Origin of the sequence: Pseudoxanthomonas kalamensis DSM 18571 (assembly GCF_010211745.1) — a bacterium.
Classification (GTDB): Bacteria; Pseudomonadota; Gammaproteobacteria; order Xanthomonadales; family Xanthomonadaceae; genus Pseudoxanthomonas_A; species Pseudoxanthomonas_A kalamensis.
The window spans coordinates 170,725-196,275 of the sequence record NZ_PDWQ01000004.1 but is presented as its reverse complement, the minus strand read 5'-3'; the positions used below and the strand labels follow the sequence as shown (position 1 = coordinate 196,275).

Sequence of the window (25,551 nt, the reverse complement as noted above, 5' to 3'; positions counted from 1 at the left end):
TTTCCGCTCCTCACTTCTCGTTTCTCGTTCATCGCCCCTCGTTCCTGGCCTCTGATGCGCCTGTCCGCCGAGCCCGCCTTCGTCCTGCACGCGCGTCCGTGGCGTGAAACCAGCCTGCTGGTCGAGGTGTTGACTGCGTTGCACGGGCGCATCGGCCTGGTCGCGCGTGGCGTGCAGGGCAGCAAGCGGCATCCACTGCGGGCGGCGTTGCAGCCGCTGCAGTACATCCGCCTGGACGCCGTGCAGCAGGGCGAACTGGCGCGGCTGCACACGGCCGAGGCGCTGGATGCCGCGCCGCGGCTGTCCGGCGATGCGATGCTGGCCGGGTTCTACGTCAACGAACTGGTGCTGAGGCTGGCGCCGCGCAACGACCCGCAGCCGGAATTGTTCGCGGCCTATGCCGACGTGCGCGAGCATCTGCGCGAAGGGCAGGGCCTAGCCTGGGCCCTGCGCCGCTACGAACGCGACCTGCTCGACGCGCTGGGCTTCGGCTTCAGCGGCGACTGCGATGGCGATGGCGCACCGATTGACCCGGCCGCACGCTACTGGCTGGACCCGGAGCACGGCCCGCGTCGGGTGCTGAGCGACCGCGGCCACGGCGAGCGCCGCAACGCCGCTACCGGGCGTGGCCTGCTGGCGCTGGCGGCGGATGCCGCGCCGGAGATGGAAGACCTAGCCAGCCTGCGCCTGCCGCTGCGCGGCGTGCTGTCGCATTACCTGGGCGCGCGCGGGCTGAAGTCGTGGGAGCTGATCGGCGAATTGCAGCGGATGCGCCCGCGCGATGGCTGATTCAGCCGGCCAGGGTCAGCCGCAGCGCCTCGCGGAAGGCTTGGCGCGCCGGTTCGTCGTGCGGGGTGGCGTCCAGCGCAGCGATGGCGGCCTGCAGGCGCGCCGCACCGACGAAGCCGCTGCTGGCCTTCAACCGGTGCAGTTCGCGGTGCAGCGCCGCATGGTCGCCGGCTTGCAGGGCGGCCTCGATGGCCTTGAGCTGGGTCGGCAACTCATCGAGGAACAGCCGGCGCAGGCTATCCATGCCGGCGATGTTTCCGTTCAGGGCCGAAAGGGCGGCGGCATCGTTCCAGACGGCCGGGCCGTCGCTCGATGACAGCAGCTCGCGTACCGCGGTCTGCAGCGTCTCCGCCGCCAGCGGCTTGACCAGGGCGTCGGCGAAACCGGCGGCGCGCAATCGGGCCCGCTGTGCGGGCGAGGGATCGGCCGTGTGCGCCATGGCGGGAGTCTGCGGCTGCCGTTGGCGCAGTTGCCGCAGCAGCTCGGCGCCGTCGCCGTCGGGCAGGTGGGCATCGATCAGCCACAGGTCGAAGCCGCCTTCGGCGGCCAGCGCCTCGGCGATCGAGGCGGCCGTCAGCACTTGGGCCGGCAGGGCCTGCAGGGCCGTGCACAGGAAGCTCTGGCTGATGGGGTCGTCCTCGACCAGCAGCAAGCGGGGCAGCAAGGCGGCTTCCTTCTCCATTCCTCCGTGGCACGGATATTAGCCGCGGCCACGGCCAGCCGCGTTCCCGCAGTGCAGTGAATTGCGCGCAAGTGTCTGAACTGCCATAATATTCGGCTCCCGTTCGCCGGGAGACCTTGCTCCACCGCGTCCAATCCCGGACGGGCGGGGAGCTTTCGAAGCTGTAGCGGATCCGCTACAGAATCGATATCCACAAGGAAATCAACCACATGCGTCATTACGAAGTCGTGTTCCTGGTCCATCCGGACCAGAGTGAGCAGGTGCCTGCCATGGTCGAGCGCTACAAGGCGCTGATCGAGGGCGGCAACGGCAAGATCCACCGCCTGGAAGACTGGGGCCGCCGCCAGCTGGCCTACCCGATCCAGAACCTGGTCAAGGCCCACTACGTGCTGCTCAACGTCGAGGCCGACCAGTCCGTGCTGGCCGAGCTGACCGAAGCGTTCCGCTTCAACGATGCGGTGCTGCGCCACCTGATCATGCGCCGCGACGAGGCCGACACCGAGATGTCCCTGATCATGAAGAGCAAGGACGAGAAGGGCGACAAGCCCGAGCGCGCCGAGCGTCGCCGTCGCGACGATGAGGAAGAAGGCAACGGCGACAAAGCCGCTTCCGATTCCGATACCGATACCGCCGAAGCCGCCTGATCAAGGAACCCACGCACATGTCCAAGTTCTTCCGTCGCCGCAAGTTCTGCAAGTTCACCGCCGAAGGCGTGAAGGAGATCGATTACAAGGATCTCAACACCCTGCGCCAATACCTGACCGAGACCGGCAAGATCGTACCCAGCCGCGTCACCGGCACCAAGTCGCGCTACCAGCGCCAGTTGCAGGTTGCGATCAAGCGCGCCCGCTACTTGGCCCTGATCCCGTACACCGACAACCACGACGTCTGATCGCAAGCAACGAGTGGCGCGGCTTCGCCGCGGGAACGGGAAACGAATGCAGCCTTGCTTTCATTCGTTCCTCGTTCCTCTCCACTCGCTTCTCGTTTCACCCCGTCCATTCGGACAGCCACCAGTTGCGGGTTCGCCCGCTAACGAATCGGAGACAGAAACATGGAACTGATCCTGCTGCAGAAAGTGACCAACCTCGGCGGCCTGGGCGACCGGGTCAGCGTCAAGCCGGGCTACGGCCGCAACTACCTGGTCCCGCAAGGCAAGGCGGTGCCGGCCACCGCCGCCAACATCGCCGAGTTCGAGGCCAAGCGCGCCGAGTACGAAGCCAAGGCCAAGTCGATCCACGACGAGGCCGAGAGCCGCCGCGCCAAGCTGGAAGGCGCCAGCGTGACCATCAAGGCCAATGCCTCCACCGAAGGCAAGCTGTTCGGTTCGGTTGGCCCGCGCGACATCGCCGATGCCTTCACCGCCGCCGGTCTGGCGCTGGAGAAGAGCGAAGTGGTGATGGGCGAGGGCGCCTTCCGCAACATCGGCGAGTACGAAGTGGTCGCCAAGTTGCACGCCGACGTGGAAACCATGCTCAAGGTGATCGTCGAGGCCGAGGCGGCCTGATCCGTTTTGCCGGCAAGGCACGATCCAGTTGCATCGGACGGGCGCCCAGGTGGCGCCCGTTCGGCGTTTTCGGGTCGCAAAGGACTGCCGCGGCCATTGGCGATACACTGCCGGCTCACCCCCGCTAACCCGAAGACAGGAGGATGGTCATGCATCACCTAGTACGAGGTTTGTGCGTGTGCCTGGCAGTGGCGGCGCTGTTCCAGGCGAAGGTTGCCGATGCGCAGACACGGCAGACGAGCGAACCGGCCGCGACGACTGCTGCCGGCATCGAACCGGACGAGATCGACGTCCGGCAGGCGCAGAAGAACGCAACCCCGGTCCCGGCACGGGTCACGACCGCGAAACCGGCGCGTGCGGCCACGCCGGTGGCATCGCCAAAACCGGCGACCGCCAACCTGCTGGCCGTAGGTGCCGGCGGAGACGGCAGCCAGAAGTACGAGACCGCCGAATGCGGCACCAAGGACAAGCCGATCACCTGCTGCACCAAGGGCGATGGTCCCGGTGCCAGCTGCAAGCTGTTCATGCTGCTGTGCAACGAGGGTGGCGGTACCGGCAAGGGCGACGGCGACGACGCGATCTGCGTGCACTGAGTCCGAAGGTTTCCTATGGTTGTGGAACGGGCGCCCAAGTGGCGCCCGTTCTTTTTTCCTTCAGTCTCGGCGGATGAGACGCCCGCAGGCTATTCCTTCTGCAAGGCACTTATCCACAACATTTCCCCCGCTTGTTGCATCGCCAGTCCACCGCGCTTCGGCCTAGCATGTCCGACCCGCTGCCGTTGCACCTGCAGGAACCCGATTCCGCCATGTCCGCCCGCCCCGATTTCCGTACCGACCTCCGCCACGATCCCAGCGACGCGCGCATCGAACAGCTGCGGGTGCCGCCGCACTCGATCGAGGCCGAGCAGGCGGTGCTGGGCGGGTTGATGCTGGCGCCGGAAGCCTACGACCGGGTCGGCGACAAGCTGACCGCCAACGATTTCTACCGTCGCGACCACCAGTTGATCTTCCGCGCCATCGCCGAACTGGCCGAGAAGAACCTGCCGTACGACGCGGTGACGCTGGGCGACTGGTTCAACTCGAAAGGCTTGGGCGAGCAGGTGGCCGGCGGCGCCTACCTGATCGAACTGGCCAGCACCACGCCGTCGGCGGCCAACATCGTTGCCTACGCCGAGATCGTGCGCGACAAGGCGGTGATGCGGAAGCTGATCGAGGTCGGTACCGGCATCGTCAACGACGGTTTCCAACCCGACGGCCGCGAAAGCGCCGAATTGCTGGCCAGCGCCGAGCAGCAGGTGTTCGCCATCGCCGAGGCCGGCGCGCGCGGGCGCAGCGATTTCACCCCGGTCAACGCGGCCCTGAAGGAAGCCTTCGACGTCCTCCAGGACCGTTTCAACAACGGCGGCAACATCACCGGGCTGCCGACCGGCTACCACGAGTTCGACGAGATGACCGCTGGGCTGCAGCCGACCGACCTGCTGATCCTGGCCGCGCGCCCGTCGATGGGCAAGACCACCCTGGCGCTGAACATGGCCGAGTACGCGGCGATGAAGTCGAAGAAGGCGGTGGCGGTGTTCTCGATGGAAATGTCGGCTTCGCAGCTGGCGCTGCGCCTGATTTCGTCGGTCGGCCGGGTCAACGCCACCCGCCTGCGCACCGGCCAGCTCGAGGACGAGGACTGGAGCCGGGTTACCAGCGCGATCCGCCTGCTGCGCGAGGTGAAGGTGTTCATCGACGACACCCCGGCGCTGTCGCCGGACGTGCTGCGCTCCAAGGCGCGCCGGCTGAAGCGCGAGCACGACCTGGGGCTGATCGTGATCGACTACCTGCAGCTGATGGCAGTGCCCGGCAACAACGAGAACCGCGCCACCGAGATTTCCGAGATTTCGCGCTCACTGAAGGCGCTGGCCAAGGAGCTCAACGTGCCGGTGGTCGCGCTGTCGCAGCTCAACCGCTCGCTGGAGACGCGCACCGACAAGCGCCCGGTGATGGCCGACCTGCGCGAGTCCGGCGCGATCGAGCAGGACGCGGACGTGATCGTGTTCATCTACCGCGACGAGTACTACAACAAGGAGAATTCGCCGGACAAGGGCCTGGCCGAGATCATTATCGGCAAGCAGCGCAACGGTCCGACCGGCGCGTTCAAGCTGAAGTTCTTCGGCGAATACACCCGTTTCGACAACCTGGCCCACGACGCGGTCGGCAGTTTCGAATAACCGCGACGCCGTCGAAGCGGGTTCGAAACGAAAACAAGAACGCCCTGCAATCCATTGGATTGCAGGGCGTTTTGTTGGTGGAGGTGGGCGGAATCGAACCGCCGTCCGAAGGCACTCCATTCCCGGCACTACATGCTTATCCCGCCGTTAGGTCTCGTCCCGCGACAGCACGATGGGCAAAGCGCATCGCGGGACCAGCCTGTTTTGTTCAAGCCATGACTGACAGGCAGCCATCACAGCCGGTTCCGTGATAATGACCCTACATCCACGAGCACGGGCACAAGTGGGTTCGGGGCTTACGCCTTAAGCGGCGAGAGCGTAGTTGTCGTCGTTGGCAACTATGAGTTTGCCGCTGGATTTACGAGGAAAGCTGCCCCCTCGGCATGCACCAGGCAATTTCGCGACCCCCGTCGAAGCCAGTGCACCCCCGTAAAACCGGGAACCGGGCAACGATTGGCCGAGAGCGTCCAATAGCTGATGGCAGCAGTGTAGGGGCGGGGAATCCGCTTCACAAGGCCGCCACGCCGACGGGGTCAGCATCGCTTCACCGGCGCGCGTGTCCTGCCCGACAGCGGACGGCCGTTGGAACGGGTGGACTGCGACGGAGAAGGCGCCATGGCGACCACGAAACGCGGACGGACTGCGACGGCCGCCGGCAAGGCGACGACGAAGGGGCGGAAGGCGCCGCGCAAGCGTGCCGCGCAGGCGGGCAAGGGCAACAAAGCGGCTTCCGACTTCATGGCCACCGCCCAGGGCGAGGCCAAGGCCGTGGTCTACGTCCACGGCATCGGCAACAAGCCGCCGGCCGAGGTGCTGCGCGCGCAGTGGGACCAGGCGCTGTTCGGCCGCAGCATGGGCGAGCGTACCCGGCTGGCCTACTGGGTCGACCGCCAGCGCTATCCGGTGCCCGAAGCCGGCACCGGCAACGACCGCGACGACGGGCCGACGATCACCCCCGCCGAGCTGAAGGTGATGGCGGCGATGGGGGTTTCGCCGGCGCAGCGCGACCTGCAGGCGCTGGCCGGGCAGATCGCCGGTTCCCCGGAAGAGGAGCGGCTGCTGCGGCAGATGCTCGGCGAACTGGGCGTCGACGGCGTCGGCCGGCGCGGGCCGGGCAAGCGCGGGGTGCTGGGCAAGATCAACGAAGCGCTGCTGCGGCTGGTCTCGGCGGCGCTGCTGCAGGACGTGCACGATTTCTTCTTTGTCCGCGAACGCCGCGAGGCGATGGAGCGCAGCCTGCGCGAACGGCTGGAATCCGGCGGTGGGCCGTTCGTGGTGGTGGCGCACAGCCAAGGGTCGATGATCGCCTACGAAGTGCTGCGCAAGCTGGATCCGGCGCGCTGCGATGTCGCCCTGCTGGTGACCGTCGGCTCGCCGCTGGGGCTGCCCAGCGTGCGCAGCATGTTCAAGCAGTGGACGAAGAAATCGAAGCTGCCGTTTCCGCCCTGCGTGCGGCAGTGGTTCAACGTGGCCGATACTGCCGATCCGGTGGCGCTGGACGGCGACCTGAAGGACGACATCGAGCGGCCGGCGGGGCGCTTCCGCAACCTGCGTGGGCAGGGCATCAACCTCGACAGCCCGCAGCACCCGCATTCCGGTTCCGGCTACCTGGCCATCGCGCAGGTGCGCGAGGCGGTGCGCGAGGCGGTCGGCCCCGGTTTCGACCAGCCGTTGTCGAACACGGTGCTGATCAAGGACCTGTCCGACCAGCTGGAGGCGCGCGACGGCGAATACCGCCACGAGACGCTGATCGAACTGGAGCGTGCCGACGGCGAGGGCGACCTGGACCAGAGCCGGCAACGCTTGCTGGCGCAGATCCGCGAGCTGGCCGGGGCCAGCACCGGCCTGCAGGGCGAGGCGCTGGACGAGGCGATCCGGCTGGAGGACGGCCTGCAGCGCTTCGTGTCGGCGCGGCTGACCCGGTTCGAGATCGAACGCCTGCGCGACGCGCACCAGCCGCTCAAGTTCAAGCGCCTGTGGCGCGACGCGCAGAAGCGGGCGCTGATCAACCAGTCGCCGGTGGTGGTCCAGGCCGACGCCGCGCACAACGCCTATCGCGCGCTCGGCAGGAAGATCGGCTGGGCGGTGCTGGATACCGGCATCGCCGCCAGCCACCCGCATTTCTACGAGGCGGGCAAGAAGGACGTGGTGGCGGCGCAATGGGACTGCACCGTGCGCGGCGCGCCGAAGAAACGGGTGCGCGCCGACGGCGACGCCTTCTCCGGCATGGACCGCGACGGTCACGGCACCCACGTGGCCGGGATCATCGCCGGCAGCTGTTCGGCGCCGCTGCCCGGCGGGGAAACGGCCAGCTTCGGCGGCATCGCCCCGGAGGCCCGCCTGTACGGGTTCAAGGTGCTGGACGATGAAGGCCTGGGCCACGATTCGTACATCATCAAGGCGCTGCAGCAGATCGGGCGGATCAACGATTCGGCCGGCGAACTGCTGATCCACGGCGTCAATCTCAGCCTCGGCGGGCCGTTCGATGCCGAAAGCTACGGCTGCGGCTTCACCCCGGTCTGCAACGAGCTGCGGCGGCTGTGGCGGCAGGGCGTGCTGGTGGTGCTCGCGGCCGGCAACGAGGGCACGGCCTGGCTGTTGCAGGCCGACGGCAGCATCCTGCCAGCCAACATGGATTTGAGTATCGGCGACCCGGCCAACCTGGAGGAATCGATCGTGGTCGGTTCGGTGCACAAGAGCAACCCGCATACCTACGGCGTGTCGTACTTTTCCTCGCGCGGGCCGACCGCCGACGGTCGCGGCAAGCCGGACGTGGTCGCACCGGGCGAGAAGATCCTGTCGGCCCACCACGGCTTCAGCCGGCGCAAGCGCGACAGCTGGATGGTGGAAATGAGCGGCACCAGCATGGCCGCGCCGCACGTGTCGGGGTTGCTGGCGGCGTTCCTGTCGGCGCGGCGCGAATTCATCGGTGCGCCGGACCGGGTCAAGCGCATCCTGCTGGAGCACTGCACCGACATCGGCCGCGACCCCTACATGCAGGGGCGGGGCATTCCCAACCTGGTGCGGATGCTGGGCGCGACCTGAGCCGTCGTCAGGCGTCGCGGTTGTGCTGGCGCATGGCGCGCTGCTTTTCCCGCTGCCAGTCGCGGTCCTTCTCGCTGGCGCGCTTGTCGTGGGTCTGCTTGCCCTTGGCCAGCGCCAGTTCGGCCTTGACCTTGTTGCCCTTCCAGTACAGTGCGGTGGGGATCAGGGTGTAGCCATCGCGTTCGACCTTGCCGATCAGGTTGTCGATCTCGCGCCGATGCATCAGCAGCTTGCGGGTGCGGCGGTCGTCGGCGACGACATGGCTGGAGGCCTGGATCAGCGGGGTGATCTGGGCGCCGAACAGGTACAGTTCGCCGCCGCGCACCATCGCGTAGCTTTCGCCGATGTTGGCGCGGCCGGCGCGGATCGCCTTCAGCTCCCAGCCCTGCAGTGACAGGCCGGCCTCGAAGCGCTCGACCAGGTGGTATTCGTGCCGCGCGCGCTTGTTCAGCGCGATCGTGCCGCTGCCTTTTGCTTTATCCTTGGCCGCTTTCTTCGACATATCCGCGCATTGTCGCCCAAGCCACCGGTTCGCGCGAGCTCGCCTCGTCCGTTCCGCCAGCATCACGCCGCTTACCCATGCAAAGCATCCGCCGCAGCGCCCTGGTCGAGCATTCGGCCGCGCGCATGTTCGATCTGGTCAACGACGTGGCCGGCTACCCGCGCCGGTTCGGCTGGTGCGAGCGTTCGGAGGTGATCGAATCGGAGCCCGAACGGATGCGGGCGCGGCTGGAACTGGGGCTGGGCAAGCTGAAGACCTGGTTCACCACCGAGAACCGCCTGCAGCGGCCGTTGCGGATCGAGATGAACCTGGTCGACGGCCCGTTTACCGCCCTGCACGGGTTGTGGGAATTCCAGGCGCTGGACGAGTCGGCGTGCAAGGTCACGCTGACGCTGGAGTTCGAGCCGCTGAACCGGCTGCTGGCGCCGGCGTTCAAGCTGGGATTCCAGAACCTGGCCGATCGCATGGTCGACGATTTCGTGCGCGCAGCCGGGGAGGGCGGCGATGCGGGTTGAGGTGGTCATGGCCTGGCCGCGGCGCCTGCGCCGCGTGCAACTGGAACTGCCGGCCGGGGCCACAGTGTCCGACGCGGTCGCCGCGGCGGTGTTCGACGGCATCGACGAAGTGGCCGGCTACGCGGTGTTCGGGGTAGCGGCGGGCGCGCAACAGTCGTTGCGCGATGGCGACCGGGTGGAACTGCTGCGGCCGCTGCAGATCGATCCGAAGGAGGCGCGCCGCCGGCGCGCGCAACAGCCGAAGGGGTAGCGGCTCAGCCGCCCTTTTTCTTTTCCTTGGCTAGGTTGGGGCCGAACTTGCGCACGTCCTGGGTCAGCTGCAGGTCGTTTTCCGGGAAGTATTCGCCTTCCCAGTTCTTCACCAAGTTGTTCTCGAAGAACACGGTCAGGTTCTTGATCTCGGTGCTGCCGCGGCGGTTGGTGCGTTCGCTGGCGGTGTAGTCCCAGCGGTCGGCATGGAACGGGTCGGCGATCGACGGCGTGCCCAGCAGGGCCATGACCTGCTGCTTGGTCAGGCCGGCTTCCAGTTGATCCACGTTGGCCTGTTCGACCAGGTTGCCCTGGTAGATCGGCTGCTTGTACAGCAGGCCGCAACCGGCGGTGGTCAGGACGGTCAGGACGGCAAGCAGAACGATACGGATCATGTGGAAAATCGCGGCAGGAGAGTGGCTGGGGCGATGATACACTTCCCCTGATCGCCGCGACCCCATCCCAGGCAGCTGGCGCTAAACCGCCAATGAACGGAGAGGCCATGGAATCGCAAGACCTGCGCAAAGTCGGCTTGAAGGTCACCCATCCACGGATGCGCATTCTCGAATTGCTGGAAGCCAGCAAGCCGCGCCACATGACTGCCGAGGACATCTATCGCCACCTGCTGGAAAGCGGCGACGAGATCGGTCTGGCCACGGTCTACCGGGTGCTGACCCAGTTCGAGGCCGCCGGCCTGGTGCTGAAGCACAACTTCGAGGGCGGCCAGGCGGTGTACGAACTGGACCGCGGCGAGCACCACGACCACATGGTCGACATCGAGAGCGGCAAGGTCATCGAGTTCTCCAGCGACGAGATCGAAGCGCTGCAGGACAAGATCGCGGCCGAGTACGGCTACGAGATCGAGGAACACTCGCTGGTGCTGTACGTGCGCAAGAAGCGCTGAGGCCGACGCTCCGGTTCAGCCCGCGCGACGGGCGTCGCGCAGCAGCCGCGCCGCCGCCGCCAATGCCTCGCGGCCGACTTCCACACCGCCCAGCATCCGCGCCAGTTCGTCCTCGCGCTGGGCATCGTCCAGCTTCTGCACCGAACTGCGGGTGATGCCGCCGACCGGCGCCTTGCTGACCCGGTAATGGCCGTGGCCCTGCGCGGCGACCTGCGGCAGGTGGGTCACGCACAGCACCTGTCGCGATTCGCCCAGCGCGCGCAGCTTGCGGCCGACGATGTCGGCGACCGCGCCGCCGATGCCGGAATCGACTTCGTCGAACACCATGGTCTGCACCGCGTCGGCGCCCAGCGCGGCGACTTCGATGGCCAGCGAGATGCGCGACAGCTCGCCGCCGGAAGCGACCTTGCGCAGCAGTCGCGGCGGCTGGCCGGCATTGGCCGCGACCATGAATTCGACCCGTTCGCCGCCCTGCGGGTCCGGGCGTTCCTCCGGCTGCGGCTCCAGCACCGCCTCGAAGCGGCCGCCGCCCATGCCGAGCTCGTCGATCAGGCCGGTGACCGCCTTCGACAGCGCCAGCGCGGCGCGCCGGCGCTTGCGTCCCAGCGCGTCGGCGGCCTGGCGCCAGCCGGTGCGGGCGGCCTCGATTTCGGTGTTCAGCTGATCCAGTCGCTCTCCGGCGCCCTGCAGCCCGGCCAGTTCCGCGGCCAGACGTTCGGCCTGTGGCTGCAGGCCGTCCAGCGTGACCCGGTGCTTGCGCGCCAGGTCGTGCAGGCGGCCCAGCCGGCGTTCGAGCCGGTCGAACTGGTCGGGATCGGCGTCCAGATCCTCGCGGACCTGGCCGAGCAGGGTCAGCGCCTCGTCGAGCTGGATGCCGGCGCTTTCCAGCAGGGCGTCGACTTCTCGCAGTCGGGGCTCGTGCTCGGCCTGGCGGGCCAGGTCGGCGCGGGTGCGTTGCAGCTGGCCGGCCAGCGAAGGCGATTCGTCGCCGGCCAGGGTTGCCAGTGCGCCGTCGCAGGCGGCGATCAGGCCGGTTGCGTGCGCCTGCCGGCGATGGTCGGCGACCAGATGCGCCAGCGCGACCGGGGCCAGGTCCTCGCGCTGCAATTCGGCCAACTGGTGCTGCAGGTAGTTGATCCGGTCGGACACGTCGCCCTGTCCAGACAGGCGTTCGCGCTCGTCCAGCAGCGCCGCCCAGGTAGCGGCGGCCTGGCGCACCGATTGCAGCGCGCCGGCGTGGTCGCCGTAGCTGTCCAGCAGGGCCAGTTGGCTGCTGCGGGAGAGCAGGGCCTGGTGTTCGTGCTGGCCGTGGATTTCCACCAGCAGGGCGGCCAGTTCGGACAGCTGGGACAGGGTGACGGCGCGGCCGTTGACCCAGGCGCGGGAGCCGCCGTCGGCGCGGATCACCCGCCGCAGCAGGCAGTCACGGCCGTCGTCCAGTGCGTTTTCGCGCAGCCAGGCCAGCGCCGGGCCGTCTTCGTCGAGGGCGAATTCGGCGGCCAGCTCGGCGCGCTCGGCGCCGTGGCGGACCACGCTGCTGTCGGCGCGCATACCGGACAGGAAGCCCAGCGCATCGACCAGCAGCGACTTGCCGGCACCGGTTTCCCCGGAAATCACGCTCATGCCGGGGCCGAACTCGAGTTCGGCCGAGGCGACGACGGCGAAATCTTGCAGGGTCAGGCGGGTCAGCATGGGAACGGATTGTAGTGGCCGGCGGCGCAGGAATTGCGACGGACGGCGGGTGGCCGCGTCTTGCGGCAGGGCGCGGATGGCGCTATCTATTCGGGCAGGAATGGCCACGCAACCCGCCGACACCGCGCTGGACCCGCGCTCGCGACAGCTGCTGCGCACGCTGATCGCGCGCTACATCCGCGACGGTGAGCCGGTCGGCTCGCAGACGCTGGCCCGGCACGCCGGGCTGGACGTCAGCGCGGCGACCATCCGCAACATCCTGGCCGATCTGGAGGATGTCGGCCTGCTGGCCTCGCCGCACACCTCGGCCGGGCGGGTGCCGACCGCGCAGGGCTACCGGGTGTTCGTCGACAGCCTGGTGCAGATGCAGCCGCTGGGCGAGGGCGAACTGACCCGCCTGCGCAGCGAACTGCCCAGCGGCGGCGGCACCCAGGCCCTGCTCGGCAACGCTTCGGAACTGCTGTCGGCGATGACCCACTTCGTCGGCGTGGTCAGCGTGCCCAAGCGCGAGCAGTTCGCCTTCCGCCATATCGATTTCGTGCCGCTCGACGGCCGCCGGGTGCTGGCGATCCTGGTGTTCGCCGACAACGAGGTGCAGAACCGGGTCATCGAGCCGCGCCGCAGCTACGATCCGGCCGAACTGGAACGGGTGGCCAACTACCTGAACCAGCATTTCGCCGGCCGCCCGCTGCACGACATTCGCGCCATTCTGGTGCAGGAGATGCGGCAGGCGCGCGACCAGATGGAAGGCCTGCTGCAGCAGACGGTGGAGCTGGCCGAGCACGCGCTGGCGCCGTCCGGCGACGACGTGGTGCTGGCCGGGCAGACCCGGTTGATGTCGGTGCAGGACCTGTCCGATCTGGACCGGCTGCGAGAGCTGTTCGAGGCTTTCGCCCGCAAGCGCGAGATCCTGCAACTGCTGGAGCGCACCATCCACGCGCCCGGCGTGCGCATCTTCATCGGCGAGGAGGCCGGGCTGGGGCGCCACGACGGTGTTTCGGTAGTCACCGCGCCGTACACGGCGGGTGGACGGGTGCTCGGCGTGCTGGGGGTGATCGGGCCGACCCGGATGGCCTACGAGCGGGTCATACCGGTGGTACAGGCCGCCGCCGATGTACTCGGCGCGGCGATGGAACCGTCGCCGTCCTGAGTGCCGCCATTTTGCCGCTGCCGGGCTTGAATCGCGGCGCCGGCGACCCCATAGGCTGTCCGTCGGCGGCATGGTGACCGCCACGGAACCCGCAATGAGCAACCAGAACACCCCCGATACCGAAACGGCGCAGGACGCCGACCCGGCGCTGAGCGCCGAGGAGCAGCTGCAGGCCGAGGTCGAGCAACTGCGCGCCGAGCTGGAACAGACCCGCGCCGATGTCCTGCGCGAACGCGCCGACCTGGAGAACCAGCGCAAGCGCGTCAGCCGCGACATCGACCACCTGCGCAAGTTCGCCAACGAGAAGCTGCTGGGCGAGATGCTGCCGGTGTTCGACAGCCTGGACGCCGGGCTGTCCGCCGCCGGCGACACCGCCGGCCCGCTGCGCGACGGCATGGAGCTGACCCTGAAGCAGTTGCTGAAGGTCGCCGGCGACAATGGCCTGCGCATGCTCGACCCGCTGGGCGAGACCTTCAACCCCGAATTCCACCAGGCCGTCAGCCAGGCAGAGGCGCCGGAAGGCGCGACCCCGGGCCAGGTCCTGCAGGTGTTCCAGAAGGGTTTCGTGCTCAACGACCGCCTGCTGCGCCCCGCGCTGGTGGTGGTGGCGCGGCAGGACTGAACGGCATTTCGATAGCCGGCTTGAATGTTCCACGCCGGCCCCCACATAGCAGACATCCCCGGCACGTTGCCGGCCAAAGACTGAAATTTACGGAGCAAATCCAATGGGCAAGATCATCGGCATCGACCTGGGCACCACCAACTCGTGCGTGGCGATCATGGACGGCGGCAAGGCCCGCGTCATCGAGAATTCCGAAGGCGACCGCACCACGCCTTCGATCGTCGCCTACACCAAGGACGGCGAAGTGCTGGTCGGCGCCTCGGCCAAGCGCCAGGCAGTCACCAACCCGAAGAACACCTTCTACGCGGTCAAGCGCCTGATCGGCCGCAAGTTCACCGACGGCGAAGTGCAGAAGGACATTGCCCACGTGCCGTACGGCATCTTGGCGCACGACAACGGCGACGCCTGGGTGCAGACCAGCGACGGCAAGAAGCTGGCGCCCCAGGAAATTTCCGCCAAGGTGTTGGAGAAGATGAAGAAGACCGCCGAGGATTTCCTCGGCGAGAAGGTCACCGAGGCGGTCATCACCGTGCCGGCGTACTTCAACGACAGCCAGCGCCAGGCGACCAAGGACGCCGGCAAGATCGCCGGCCTGGACGTCAAGCGCATCATCAACGAGCCGACCGCGGCCGCGCTGGCCTACGGCCTGGACAAGGGCGACGGCAAGGACCGCAAGATCGTGGTCTACGACCTGGGCGGCGGCACCTTCGACGTGTCGATCATCGAGATCGCCAGCGTCGACGGCGAGAAGCAGTTCGAGGTGCTGGCCACCAACGGCGACACCTTCCTCGGCGGCGAGGACTTCGACAACCGCGTCATCGAATACCTGGTCGACGAGTTCAACAAGGATCAGGGCATCGACCTGCGCAAGGACCCGCTGGCCCTGCAGCGCCTGAAGGACGCGGCCGAGCGCGCCAAGATCGAGCTGTCCAGCGCGCAGCAGACCGAGGTCAACCTGCCGTACGTGACCGCCGACGCCTCCGGTCCCAAGCACCTGAACATCAAGCTGACCCGGGCCAAGCTGGAGGCGCTGGTCGAGGACCTGATCAAGAAGTCGATCGAGCCCTGCCGCACCGCGCTGAACGACGCCGGCCTGCGCGCCGGCGACATCCAGGAAGTCATCCTGGTCGGCGGCCAGACCCGCATGCCTAAGGTGCAGCAGGCGGTGGCGGAGTTCTTCGGCAAGGACCCGCGCAAGGACGTCAACCCCGACGAGGCGGTGGCGCTGGGCGCGGCCATCCAGGGCGGCGTGCTGGCCGGCGACGTCAAGGACGTGCTGCTGCTGGACGTGACCCCGCTGAGCCTGGGCATCGAGACCCTGGGCGGCGTGTTCACCAAGATCATCGAGAAGAACACCACCATCCCGACCAAGGCTTCGCAGACCTTCAGCACGGCCGAGGACAACCAGTCGGCGGTCACCGTGCACGTGCTGCAGGGCGAACGCGAGCAGGCCCGCTACAACAAGTCGCTGGCCAGGTTCGACCTGACCGGCATTGAGGCCGCGCCGCGCGGCATGCCGCAGGTTGAGGTGTCCTTCGACATCGACGCCAACGGCATCCTGCACGTCTCGGCCACGGACAAGAAGACCGGCAAGGAGCAGAAGGTCGAGATCAAGGCCGGCTCCGGCCTGTCCGAGGACGAGATCCAGCGCATGGTCGCCGACGCCGAGGCCAATCGCGACGAGGACAAGAAGTTCCACGAGCTGGTCGGCGCGCGCAACCAGGCCGATGCCCTGATCCACGCCACCCGTGGCGCGATCAAGGAGCATGGCGAAAAGGTCGGCGGCGAGATCATTGGCAAGGTCGAGGCGGCGCTGGCCGACCTGGAAACGGCGATGAAGGGCGACGACAAAGACCAGATCGAGTCCCGCACCAAGGCGCTGGAAGAGGCCGGGCAGTCGCTGTACGCCGCTGCCGCCGCCGCCACCCAGCCGCCGGGTGAGGCGGGCGCCGATGCCGGTGCGGGCGGTGCGTCTTCGGCCGGCGACGATGTGGTCGATGCCGAGTTCACCGAAGTCAAGGACGACCAGAAGCAGTAATCCATGACGGAATGAATGCCGCGGTCCGGTTGCATCCGGGCCGCGGTCCGTGAACGGCGGCCTCCGCACCCCTGGAATTTCCCGGAAGATGTCAAAGCGCGACTACTACGAAGTCCTGGGCGTGTCCCGCGACGCCAGCGAGGACGACCTGAAGAAGGCGTACCGTCGCTGTGCGATGAAGTACCACCCGGACCGCAATCCGGGCGACCACACTGCGGAAGTCGCGTTCAAGGAATGCAAGGAGGCCTACGAGGTCCTGTCCGACGGCGGTAAGCGCCGCATGTACGACCAGTACGGGCACAGCGCGTTCGAGCATGGCATGGGCGGCGGTGGACCCGGTCCGGCCGACATGGGCGACATCTTCGGCGACATCTTCGGCAACATTTTCGGCGGCGGCGCCCGTGCCGCCCGTCGCGGCGCCGACGTCGGCTACGTGATGGAGCTGGATCTGGAGGAAGCGGTCGCCGGGATCGAACGCCAGATCGAGATACCGACCCTGGCCGAATGCGGGCACTGCCATGGCAGCGGCTCGGAAGACGGCAAGGTCGACACCTGCGGCACCTGCGGTGGTCGCGGCCAGGTGCGGATGCAGCGCGGCTTCTTCACCATGCAGCAGACCTGCCCGAACTGCGACGGTCGAGGCCAGGTGGTCAGCAACCCGTGCAAGGCCTGCCACGGTGCGGGCCGGGTGGAAGAACAGAAGATCCTGTCGGTGAAGATTCCCGCCGGCGTGGACAATGGCGACCGCATCCGTCTGACCGGCGAGGGCGAGGCCGGGCCGCCGGGCACGCCGCCGGGCGACCTGTACGTGGAAGTGCGGGTGCGCGAGCACGAGATATTTCACCGCGACGGCGACGACCTGCATTGCGAAGTGCCGATCCGCATCTCGCAGGCCGCGCTCGGCGACACCGTGCGGGTGCCGACCCTGGGTGGCGAGGCGGAAATCCGCATCCCGGCCGAAACCCAGACCGGCAAGGTGTTCCGCTTGCGCGACAAGGGCGTCAAGTCGGTGCGCAGCCGCGTGCCGGGCGACCTGTACTGCAAGGTAGTGCTGGAAACCCCGGTCAACCTGACCGCCGAGCAGCGCGAGCTGCTGCAGCAGTTCGAGGCCACCTTCGTCGGCGAGCAGGGGCGCAAGCATTCGCCGCGCTCGGCGACCTTTCTGGATGGGGTCAAGGGCTTCTGGGACCGGATGACCTCCTGAGCGCAGCGGCCGGGTGTCCGGCGGGTCCTACAATGATCGCTTCCTTCGCGTCCGGACAGGCATGAAAGATTCCCCGGTGATCGGCATCGTCGGCAGCGAAGGCGCATACGGGCGCTGGCTGCGGCGTTTCTTCGGGCAGCGCATGGGACTTCGGGTGCTGGGCAGCGACCCGGCGGCCCGTGACGGGCTCGACCCCGAAGCGCTGCTGGCGCGCTGCGACGTGCTGGTGTTTTCCGCGCCGATCCGGCTGACGCCGGAGCTGATCGGGCAATACGCAGCGCTTGCCGGTGGACGCGAAAGCGGGCAGTTGTGGCTGGACGTGACCTCGATCAAGGCCGCGCCGGTGCAGGCGATGCTGGCCTCGCAAGCCGAGGTGGTCGGTCTGCATCCGATGACCGCGCCGCCGAAGTCGCCGACTCTGAAGGGGCGGGTGATGGTGGTCTGCGAGGCGCGGCTGCAGCACTGGCGCGGCTGGCTGCAGCGCCTGCTGGATGCGCTGGAGGCCGATTGCGTCCATGCCGCTCCCGACCACCACGACCAGGTCATGGCCCTGGTCCAGGCCATGGTCCACGCCACTCATCTGGCCCAGGCGGGCGTGCTGCGCGAATACGCGCCAGTACTGGGCGACCTGGCCGCGCTGATGCCGTATCGGTCGGCCTCGTTCGAAATGGACGTGGCCGCACTGAGCCGGATCCTGTCGCTGAATCCGTCGATCTACGAGGACATCCAGTTCAACAATCCGCACGCCGGCCCCGTGCTGGAGGCGCTGGTGCGGCAGTTGTCGACCCTGCAAGGCCAGGTCGGGCAGGGCGATGCGGCGGCACGCACGTCCTTCCGCGAGGAATTCTTCGACCGCAACCGGCAGGCGCTGGGCGAGGCCGCGCTGGCTGCCGGCAACTACGGCTACGAGCGTATCGGCTACCTGCTGGCCGACCTCAACGACTCGCACACCCTGAGCATCCATCTGCCGCAGGATCGTCCCGGTTCGCTGCGCGAACTGCTGCACGTGTTCGAACGCCATGGCGTCAGCATCGCCTCGCTGCACTCCTCGCGCACGCCTGCCGGCGAACTGCATTTCCGGCTCGGGTTCAATACCGATACCGATCCACCGGCCTTGCGGACCGCCGCCGCCGAGGTCGACGCCAGCGGCATCGGCCATATCCTGCCGCAATGAAGCGCACGGGCCGGCTGCGGTTACCATGTCGCCCATGAACGCGTCACCCGGGAATGAATCGCCACTGCGCCTGGTCATCCACGGCGCCTCCGGCCGCATGGGTCAGGCCCTGCTGCGGCTGGCGCCGGAGTTCCCGTCGATGCAGGTGGTCGCGGCCGTGGTCCGCCGCACACCGTCGCCGCGGGTGGTCGATGGCGTGCCGTATTTCGCCTCGACCGAACTGGCCAGCCTGCCGCCGTTCGACGTAGCCATCGATTTCAGCCTGCCGCAGGGCTTCGACGCCATCCTGGCCCTGTGCGCGCAACGCGGCGCGGCGCTGGTCTCGGGTACGACCGGGCTGTCCGATGCCCAGCGCGGCGCGCTGGACGAAGCGGCCGTCCGTTCGCCGCTGCTGTGGGCGGCCAACTTCAGCCTCGGCGTGGCGGTACTGAACGACCTGGTCGAACGCGCCGCGGCGATGCTGCCGGGCTGGGACTGCGACATCGTCGAGGCCCACCACACCCGCAAGCTGGACGCTCCCTCGGGCACCGCGCTGGCGCTGGGGGAATCGGCCGGGCGCGGCGGTGCCTCGCCCCATTACGCCTCGCTGCGCGCCGGCGATATCGTCGGCGAACACCTGGTCCAGTTCACCGGCATCGGCGAGCGGATCGAGCTGGCCCATCGCGCGAGCAACCGCGACATCTTCGCCCGCGGCGCCCTGCACGTGGCCACCCGCCTGTGCGGCAAAGCCCCTGGCAGCTACCGCGTGGCCGACCTGCTGGGCTGAATTTGCGCTGGCGCCCAGGGTCCGGCTTGGGTAGAATTCCGGCTCGCCTGATTCCCCTGCCTCCGGACCGGTTCGACGCCGCTTCGGCGGTTTCTTGCAACCCGACGTAGGCGACACCGTGACCGAAACCGCAATCCTCGTCCTCGAAGACGGCACCGTATTCGAGGGCGTTTCCGTGGGAGCCGCCGGCCTGTCGGTCGGCGAGGTGGTGTTCAACACCGCCATGACCGGCTACCAGGAGATCCTCACCGACCCGTCGTATGCGCGGCAGATCGTCACCCTGACCTATCCCCACATCGGCAACACCGGTTGTACCGAACAGGACGACGAGGCTGCCAGGGCCTGGGCCGCCGGTTTGATCGTGCGCGACGTGCCGCGCCGGCCAAGCAACTGGCGCAGCCAGGTGGCGTTACCGGAATGGTTGCGCCAGCGCGGCATCGTCGCCATCGCCGGCATCGATACCCGCAAACTGACCCGATTGCTGCGCGACCGCGGTGCGCAGAGTGGTGCGCTGATGGCGGGCGAGATCGACGTGGACCGGGCGCTGGAGGCCGCGCGCAAGTTCCCCGGCCTGAAGGGCATGGACCTGGCGAAGGAAGTGACCATTGACTCGGCCTACCGCTGGACGCAGGGCCAGCTCGACCTGGACAGCGGCGAATTCGCTTCGGCAGCGCCGCGATTCAAGGTGGTGGCCTATGATTTCGGGGTCAAGCGCAACATCCTGCGCATGCTGGCCGAACGCGGTTGCGATGTGCAGGTGGTACCGGCGCAGACGCCGGCGGCCGAGGTACTGGCGCTGCAACCGGACGGGGTGTTCCTGTCCAACGGACCGGGCGATCCGGAGCCCTGCGACTACGCGATCGCCGCGATCCGCGAACTCGTCGCGAACAAGGTTCCCACGTTCGGCATCTGCCTGGGCCACCAGTTGCTGGGCCTGGCGGCCGGTGCGCGTACGCTGAAGATGAAGTTCGGCCACCACGGCGCCAACCATCCGGTGCAGGACCTGGATGGCGGTCGGGTGATGATCACCTCGCAGAACCATGGCTTCGCGATTGACGAGTCGACTCTGCCGTCCAATGTACGGGTTACTCATCGCTCGTTGTTCGATGGCAGCAACCAGGGCATCGAACTGACCGATGCGCCGGCGTTCTCGTTTCAGGGACACCCGGAAGCGTCGCCGGGACCGCATGACGTGTCTCCGTTGTTTGACCGGTTTGTCTCGATGATGTCCGTTTCCCAATGAATGGGACGGGCTGGATTGGCGCTATCGTGCCGCTGTATGCATGCCGCGCATAGTTTGTTGGTGGGGTTTTCGAAGGAGATGGAAATGAAATCGACTATTCGCCTGGTGTTATTCCTGTTGCTGCTGCCGATGGCGGCTTGGGCGCGGGAGGTTCCCATTCGTGATTTTTTCAAGGACCCAGAGTTCACATCGATCAGCATTTCGCCGGACGGAAAGCACATGGCGGTCACGGTTCCACGCGAGGATCGTACCGTGCTGGCGGTGCTTCGTGTTTCCGACCAGGGCATCGTCGGCAAATGGGACTACGGCGAAAACCGGTATTTCCGCCGAGTGATTTGGGCCAACAACGACCGGTTGCTGTTCTATGTGACCTTCAAGACCGGTCGCTTCGATTTCGAGACCATGCGCGGCGATCTGTACGCGTCCAACATCGACGGTACCGGGCGCCTGGACATCCCGAACGGGAATTTCTACCGCATTGCGGACCTGCTGCCGGACGATCCAGATCACATCCTGGTGGAGAGGGCGATTGAGACCTCCTTCCTTTCCAGGTTGAACGTCAACAACGGCCGGATCACGACCGTGGCCAGCGCGCCGGTGGAAATGGGTAGCTTCCTGGTCGACCATGCCGGAAGCGTTCGATACGTATCCGGTGCGATGAACGACGGCAGGAACGTGACCTACCGGCGTGATGGCGATGTCTGGACTCAGGTCCACGAAAGCGAAAGGAACGGGGCGACCTTCTACCCGCTGGGCTTCGATGCGCAGAACAAGCAGGTCTACATGGCCAAGGGCGAGGAAGGCCAGCCTGAGTCGGTAATCCTGCTGGATCCGGACACGCGCGAGGAAACGCAAGTATCCCGCAACGGCATCGTCAGCCCGTCGGCCTACCTGTGGAGCAGTGACGAAAAGACTCTGCTGGGGGTCTGGTACGAGGATGGTGTCCCATACTGGGACTGGGTTGCCCCGGAACATCCGGAGACAAAGGTGTACGCAGGGCTGGTGAAGGCGTTCCCGGGCAAGGCGCTGCGCTTCCTCCGTCCGTCCCGCGATGGGCGTTACTTCGCCATGCGCGTCTATTCGGACACCATGCCGCCGGAGGCCTATCTGTTCGACCGTCAGACCGGAAAGGCCAGCTTCCTAACCTCGAGCATGGAGTGGATTAAGCCCGAAGAGATGTCGTCGATGAAGCCGATCACGCTCAAGGCGCGCGATGGTCTGCAACTGCACGGCTACATTACCATTCCCGAAGGCAGCGATGGCAAGAACCTTCCGCTGATCGTCAATCCGCATGGCGGTCCGCATGGCCCGAGGGACGAGTGGGGCTTCAATCCCGAAGTGCAGCTGTTCGCCAACCGCGGATACGCCGTGTTGCAGATCAACTATCGCGGTTCCGGTGGCTACGGCAATGCCTTCGAGGGCAAGGGATACCGCAAGTGGGGAACGACGATGCAGGATGATCTGACCGACTCGGTCAGGTGGGCGGTTGCTCAGGGGATTGCCGACCCGAACCGGGTCTGCATTTATGGCGCTTCATATGGCGGCTATGCAGCGCTGATGAGCGCGGTGCGCGAGCCTGACCTGTACAAGTGCACGGTGGGCTACGTGGGTGTTTACGACCTGGATGCGCAGCGGGACGCGGATTTCGCCGATTCCAAGTTCGGGCAGAGTTACCTGAAGGATGTCTATCCGCCGGAAAAATCCGAGCGGATGGCGCAGTCTCCTGCTTACGGGGTCGAGCGGCTCAAGGCGCCGGTCCTGCTGGTGCACGGCAAGAAGGATGTCCGGGTGCCGATCAAGAACATGTATTTCCTGATCGATCAGATGGCCAAAGTGGGCAAACAGCCTGATGGTGTCATCGTGGAGGACAAGGAAGCCCATGGATTCCGCGACCTGGATAACCAGATCAATCTTTACACGAAGATGCTGGCGTTCTTCGACAAGTACATCGGGTCCAAAGCGGCAGCCGCTGCGACCAAGTAATCCTAGAAGAAGTTTTTCATGCCAAAGCGCAACGACATCAAGACCATCCTGATCATCGGCGCAGGCCCGATCGTCATCGGTCAGGCCTGCGAGTTCGATTACTCCGGTGCGCAGGCCTGCAAGGCCCTGCGCGACGAGGGTTATCGGGTGGTGCTGGTCAACAGCAACCCGGCCACGATCATGACTGACCCGGAGATGGCCGATGCGGTCTACATCGAGCCGATCCACTGGCAGACGGTTGAGAAGATCATCGCCAAGGAGAAGCCAGACGCGCTGCTGCCGACGATGGGCGGGCAGACCGCGCTGAATTGCGCGCTGGACCTAGCCGACAATGGTGTGCTGGAGAAGCATGGCGTCGAGTTGATCGGCGCCAAGCGCGAAGCCATCCGCATGGCCGAGGATCGCGAACTGTTCCGGGTGGCGATGCAGGAGATCGGCCTGGAGTGCCCGCGTGCCGAGGTCGCCAAGACCTTCGAGCAGGCGGTGGAGATCCAGGCCAGTGTCGGCTATCCCACCATCATCCGCCCCAGCTTTACCCTCGGCGGCAGCGGCGGCGGCATCGCCTACAACCGCGAGGAATTCGAGGCCATCGTCAAACGCGGCCTGGACCTGTCGCCGGTGCACGAGGTGCTGGTCGAGGAGTCGGTGCTGGGCTGGAAGGAGTTCGAGATGGAGGTGGTTCGCGACACCGCGGACAACTGCATCATCGTCTGCTCGATCGAGAATCTTGACCCGATGGGCGTGCATACCGGCGACAGCATCACCGTCGCCCCGGCGCAGACCCTGACCGACAAGGAATACCAGCGCCTGCGCGACGCCTCGATCGCGGTGCTGCGCAAGATCGGCGTCGATACCGGCGGCTCCAACGTGCAGTTCGGCATCAACCCGGACAACGGCCGGGTGGTGGTGATCGAGATGAATCCGCGGGTGTCGCGTTCCTCGGCGTTGGCGTCGAAGGCCACCGGTTTCCCGATCGCCAAGGTCGCGGCCAAGCTGGCGGTGGGCTACACCCTGGACGAGCTGAAGAACGAGATCACCGGCGGCCTGACCCCGGCATCGTTTGAGCCCAGCATCGACTACGTGGTCACCAAGATTCCGCGTTTCGCGTTCGAGAAATTCCCGCAGGCCGATGCGCGCCTGACTACGCAGATGAAGTCGGTCGGCGAAGTCATGGCGATGGGCCGCACCTTCCAGGAGTCGGTGCAGAAGGCCCTGCGTGGACTGGAAACCGGCAAGGTCGGCTTCGATCCGACCGAACTGGACCTGACCGACGAAGGCGATCTTTCCACCCTGAGGCGCGAGCTCAAGGAACCGGGGCCGGAGCGCCTGTTCTATCTGGCCGATGCGTTCCGTGCCGGGATGTCGATCGAGGAGGTGTTCGCGCTGTCGTGGGTCGATCCGTGGTTCCTCGATCAGATCGAGGAGATTGTCGCGGTCGAGGGCGAAGTCGCCGCGGCCGGCATCGATGCGCTGGATGCGAAACACCTGCGCCGGCTGAAACGGATGGGCTTCTCGGATGCGCGCCTGGCCCAGCTGGTCGGCAGCGACGAGCAGGCGATTCGCGCGCTGCGCCGCGCGCACGGGGTCCGGCCGGTGTACAAGCGGGTGGATTCCTGCGCGGCCGAGTTCGCCACCACCACCGCCTACATGTATTCGACCTACGAGGACGAATGCGAGGCTGCGCCGACCGACCGCGACAAGATCATCGTGCTCGGTGGCGGCCCAAACCGGATCGGCCAGGGCATCGAGTTCGACTACTGCTGCGTGCATGCGGCGCTGGCGCTGCGCGAAGACGGGTACGAGACCATCATGGTCAACTGCAACCCGGAGACCGTTTCCACCGATTACGACACGTCCGATCGCCTGTACTTCGAGCCGCTGACGCTGGAAGACGTACTGGAAATCGTCGAGTTGGAAAAGCCGAAGGGCGTGATCGTGCAGTACGGTGGGCAAACCCCGCTGAAGCTGGCGCGTGCCTTGGAGGCCAATGGCGTGCCGATCATCGGCACTTCGCCGGACTCGATCGACCTGGCCGAGGATCGTGAACGTTTCCAGCAACTGGTCGACGATCTGGGCCTGAAGCAGCCGCCCAACCGCACCGCGCGCAGCGAGGACGAGGCGCTGGTACTGGCGCGCGAGATCGGCTATCCGCTGGTCGTGCGCCCCAGCTACGTGCTCGGCGGCCGGGCGATGGAAGTGGTGCACGCCGACGCCGACCTGGCGCGCTACATGCGCGATGCGGTCAAGGTGTCCAACGATTCGCCGGTGCTGCTGGACCGCTTCCTCGACAATGCGGTCGAAGTCGATGTCGACGTGATCGCCGACCAGGATGGCAAGGTGCTGATCGGTGGGGTGATGGAACACATCGAGGAGGCCGGCGTGCATTCTGGCGATTCGTCGTGCTCGCTGCCGCCGTATTCGCTGTCGCGCGAGGTGCAGGACCGGCTGCGCGAGCAGGTGATGGCGCTGGCCAACGCGCTGAACGTGGTCGGCCTGATGAACACCCAGTTCGCGGTGCAGGCCGACGAGTCGGGGCAGGAAACGATCTACCTGCTGGAGGTCAACCCGCGCGCCTCGCGCACGGTGCCGTTCGTGTCCAAGGCGATCGGCCAGCCGCTGGCCAAGATCGCCGCGCGCTGTATGGCCGGGCAGACCCTGGCCGAGCAGGGCGCCACCCGCGAGATCGTCCCGGACTACTTCTCGGTGAAGGAAGCGATCTTCCCGTTCGCCAAGTTCCAGGGCGTGGACCCGATCCTGGGGCCGGAAATGCGTTCCACCGGCGAGGTGATGGGAGTGGGCCGGAATTTCGGCGCCGCGTTCGCGCGTGCGCAGGAAGCGGCCAGCATCAAGGCACCGCCGCAAGGCAAGGCCTTCGTCTCGGTGCGCGACCCGGACAAGCCGCGGGTGCTGCCGGTGGTGCATGCGCTGCTGGAACGCGGGTACTCGCTGGTCGCGACTGCCGGCACGGCTACCTGGCTGCGCGAACATGGCATCGAGTGCGAGCCGATCAACAAGGTCGCCGAGGGCCGCCCGCACGTGGTCGACCTGATCAAGAACGGCGAGATCGCCTACATCGTCAACACCACCGAAGGGCGGCAGGCGATTTCCGACTCGTTCTCGATCCGTCGCGAAGCCCTGCAGCACCGCGTGACCTATTCGACCACCATCGCCGGCGCGCGCGCCTTGCTGCACTCGCTGGATTTCCGTGGCAGCGGGCCGGTATGGGCCTTGCAGGAACTGCACGCCGAAACGAGGAAGCAGGCATGAGAGC

At 66.9% G+C, this 25,551-nt stretch carries 23 protein-coding genes and 1 other RNA gene; 19 read left to right on the top strand and 5 right to left on the bottom strand.

The genetic code is table 11. The features are described from left to right. The first annotated feature begins 54 nt into the window (after nucleotides 1-54). Nucleotides 55-789, top strand: coding sequence for a DNA repair protein RecO (gene recO, locus CSC70_RS09500; protein WP_162456403.1), 735 nt, complete (start codon nucleotides 55-57; stop codon nucleotides 787-789). Nucleotide 790: 1 nt separating this feature from the next. On the opposite strand, the gene CSC70_RS09495 is transcribed toward recO, so the two are convergent. Beyond that, nucleotides 791-1,471, bottom strand: a complete 681-nt coding sequence (locus tag CSC70_RS09495; protein ID WP_211369461.1) for an Hpt domain-containing response regulator — start codon at nucleotides 1,469-1,471, stop codon at nucleotides 791-793. 209 nt (nucleotides 1,472-1,680) lie between these two features. On the opposite strand from CSC70_RS09495, the gene rpsF reads away from it, so the two are divergent. The 5 genes from rpsF (at nucleotide 1,681) to CSC70_RS09470 (ending at nucleotide 5,193) form a co-directional block, all read left to right on the top strand. Further along, nucleotides 1,681-2,115, top strand: coding sequence for a 30S ribosomal protein S6 (gene rpsF / locus CSC70_RS09490; RefSeq protein WP_162456401.1), 435 nt, complete (start codon nucleotides 1,681-1,683; stop codon nucleotides 2,113-2,115). A gap of 17 nt (nucleotides 2,116-2,132) precedes the next feature. Then, a complete protein-coding gene (rpsR, locus tag CSC70_RS09485) occupies nucleotides 2,133-2,363 on the top strand; it encodes a 30S ribosomal protein S18 (RefSeq protein WP_162456400.1) in 231 nt (76 codons plus the stop codon). A 162-nt stretch (nucleotides 2,364-2,525) separates the two neighbouring features. Then, a complete protein-coding gene (gene rplI / locus CSC70_RS09480) occupies nucleotides 2,526-2,978 on the top strand; it encodes a 50S ribosomal protein L9 (RefSeq protein ID WP_162456399.1) in 453 nt (150 codons plus the stop codon). 149 nt (nucleotides 2,979-3,127) lie between these two features. Next, the gene (locus CSC70_RS09475; protein ID WP_162456398.1) at nucleotides 3,128-3,571 is read left to right on the top strand and encodes a hypothetical protein; all 444 of its coding nucleotides are present in this window, start codon (nucleotides 3,128-3,130) and stop codon (nucleotides 3,569-3,571) included. A 212-nt stretch (nucleotides 3,572-3,783) separates the two neighbouring features. Beyond that, nucleotides 3,784-5,193 (top strand): replicative DNA helicase, encoded by a 1,410-nt coding sequence (locus tag CSC70_RS09470; RefSeq protein ID WP_162456397.1) that lies wholly within the window; start codon nucleotides 3,784-3,786, stop codon nucleotides 5,191-5,193. Between the two features lie 75 nt (nucleotides 5,194-5,268). Here the strand turns inward: CSC70_RS09470 and ssrA are convergent. Next, nucleotides 5,269-5,622, bottom strand: a transfer-messenger RNA (tmRNA) gene (gene ssrA / locus CSC70_RS09465). Nucleotides 5,623-5,808: 186 nt separating this feature from the next. Between ssrA and CSC70_RS09460 the strand changes: the two genes are divergently transcribed. Then, nucleotides 5,809-8,238 (top strand): S8 family peptidase, encoded by a 2,430-nt coding sequence (locus CSC70_RS09460; RefSeq protein WP_162456396.1) that lies wholly within the window; start codon nucleotides 5,809-5,811, stop codon nucleotides 8,236-8,238. 7 nt (nucleotides 8,239-8,245) lie between these two features. On the opposite strand, the gene smpB is transcribed toward CSC70_RS09460, so the two are convergent. Next, nucleotides 8,246-8,740, bottom strand: coding sequence for an SsrA-binding protein SmpB (gene smpB / locus CSC70_RS09455; RefSeq protein ID WP_162456395.1), 495 nt, complete (start codon nucleotides 8,738-8,740; stop codon nucleotides 8,246-8,248). A 77-nt stretch (nucleotides 8,741-8,817) separates the two neighbouring features. Here smpB and CSC70_RS09450 point away from each other — a divergent pair, with 77 nt between their 5' ends. Next, on the top strand, nucleotides 8,818-9,255 hold the full coding sequence (locus CSC70_RS09450) for a type II toxin-antitoxin system RatA family toxin (RefSeq protein ID WP_162456394.1): 438 nt from the start codon (nucleotides 8,818-8,820) through the stop codon (nucleotides 9,253-9,255). Next, the gene (locus CSC70_RS09445; RefSeq protein WP_162456393.1) at nucleotides 9,245-9,505 is read left to right on the top strand and encodes an RnfH family protein; all 261 of its coding nucleotides are present in this window, start codon (nucleotides 9,245-9,247) and stop codon (nucleotides 9,503-9,505) included. The genes CSC70_RS09450 and CSC70_RS09445 overlap by 11 nt, the downstream gene beginning before the upstream one ends. A 4-nt stretch (nucleotides 9,506-9,509) precedes the next feature. Here CSC70_RS09445 and CSC70_RS09440 read toward each other — a convergent pair whose 3' ends face one another. Beyond that, nucleotides 9,510-9,896: an outer membrane protein assembly factor BamE gene (locus CSC70_RS09440; protein ID WP_425501566.1), complete on the bottom strand. Its 387-nt coding sequence runs from the start codon at nucleotides 9,894-9,896 to the stop codon at nucleotides 9,510-9,512. 110 nt (nucleotides 9,897-10,006) lie between these two features. On the opposite strand from CSC70_RS09440, the gene fur reads away from it, so the two are divergent. After that, nucleotides 10,007-10,408: a ferric iron uptake transcriptional regulator gene (gene fur / locus CSC70_RS09435; RefSeq protein ID WP_162456391.1), complete on the top strand. Its 402-nt coding sequence runs from the start codon at nucleotides 10,007-10,009 to the stop codon at nucleotides 10,406-10,408. 15 nt (nucleotides 10,409-10,423) lie between these two features. Here the strand turns inward: fur and recN are convergent, their stop codons facing one another. Continuing rightward, nucleotides 10,424-12,100 (bottom strand): DNA repair protein RecN, encoded by a 1,677-nt coding sequence (gene recN / locus CSC70_RS09430; protein ID WP_162456390.1) that lies wholly within the window; start codon nucleotides 12,098-12,100, stop codon nucleotides 10,424-10,426. 100 nt (nucleotides 12,101-12,200) lie between these two features. Here recN and hrcA point away from each other — a divergent pair, with 100 nt between their 5' ends. The 9 genes from hrcA (at nucleotide 12,201) to carB (ending at nucleotide 25,547) form a co-directional block, all read left to right on the top strand. Further along, nucleotides 12,201-13,250, top strand: coding sequence for a heat-inducible transcriptional repressor HrcA (hrcA, locus tag CSC70_RS09425; RefSeq protein ID WP_162456389.1), 1,050 nt, complete (start codon nucleotides 12,201-12,203; stop codon nucleotides 13,248-13,250). Nucleotides 13,251-13,344: 94 nt separating this feature from the next. Next, nucleotides 13,345-13,872: a nucleotide exchange factor GrpE gene (gene grpE, locus CSC70_RS09420; protein ID WP_162456388.1), complete on the top strand. Its 528-nt coding sequence runs from the start codon at nucleotides 13,345-13,347 to the stop codon at nucleotides 13,870-13,872. A 103-nt stretch (nucleotides 13,873-13,975) separates the two neighbouring features. Further along, nucleotides 13,976-15,910: a molecular chaperone DnaK gene (gene dnaK, locus CSC70_RS09415; protein ID WP_162456387.1), complete on the top strand. Its 1,935-nt coding sequence runs from the start codon at nucleotides 13,976-13,978 to the stop codon at nucleotides 15,908-15,910. An 88-nt stretch (nucleotides 15,911-15,998) separates the two neighbouring features. After that, nucleotides 15,999-17,114: a molecular chaperone DnaJ gene (dnaJ, locus tag CSC70_RS09410; RefSeq protein WP_162456386.1), complete on the top strand. Its 1,116-nt coding sequence runs from the start codon at nucleotides 15,999-16,001 to the stop codon at nucleotides 17,112-17,114. 61 nt (nucleotides 17,115-17,175) lie between these two features. Continuing rightward, complete coding sequence (locus CSC70_RS09405) at nucleotides 17,176-18,288, top strand: prephenate dehydrogenase (protein WP_162456385.1); 1,113 nt, start codon at nucleotides 17,176-17,178, stop codon at nucleotides 18,286-18,288. A 34-nt stretch (nucleotides 18,289-18,322) separates the two neighbouring features. Further along, on the top strand, nucleotides 18,323-19,054 hold the full coding sequence (dapB, locus tag CSC70_RS09400; RefSeq protein ID WP_162456384.1) for a 4-hydroxy-tetrahydrodipicolinate reductase: 732 nt from the start codon (nucleotides 18,323-18,325) through the stop codon (nucleotides 19,052-19,054). 118 nt (nucleotides 19,055-19,172) lie between these two features. Further along, complete coding sequence (gene carA, locus CSC70_RS09395) at nucleotides 19,173-20,297, top strand: glutamine-hydrolyzing carbamoyl-phosphate synthase small subunit (protein ID WP_162456383.1); 1,125 nt, start codon at nucleotides 19,173-19,175, stop codon at nucleotides 20,295-20,297. Between the two features lie 84 nt (nucleotides 20,298-20,381). Then, complete coding sequence (locus tag CSC70_RS09390) at nucleotides 20,382-22,280, top strand: alpha/beta hydrolase family protein (protein WP_162456382.1); 1,899 nt, start codon at nucleotides 20,382-20,384, stop codon at nucleotides 22,278-22,280. An 18-nt stretch (nucleotides 22,281-22,298) separates the two neighbouring features. After that, nucleotides 22,299-25,547 carry a carbamoyl-phosphate synthase large subunit gene (gene carB, locus CSC70_RS09385; RefSeq protein ID WP_162456381.1) on the top strand — a complete coding sequence of 1,083 codons (3,249 nt, stop codon included), beginning with the start codon at nucleotides 22,299-22,301 and terminating at the stop codon, nucleotides 25,545-25,547. The last annotated feature ends 4 nt before the right edge of the window (nucleotides 25,548-25,551 follow it).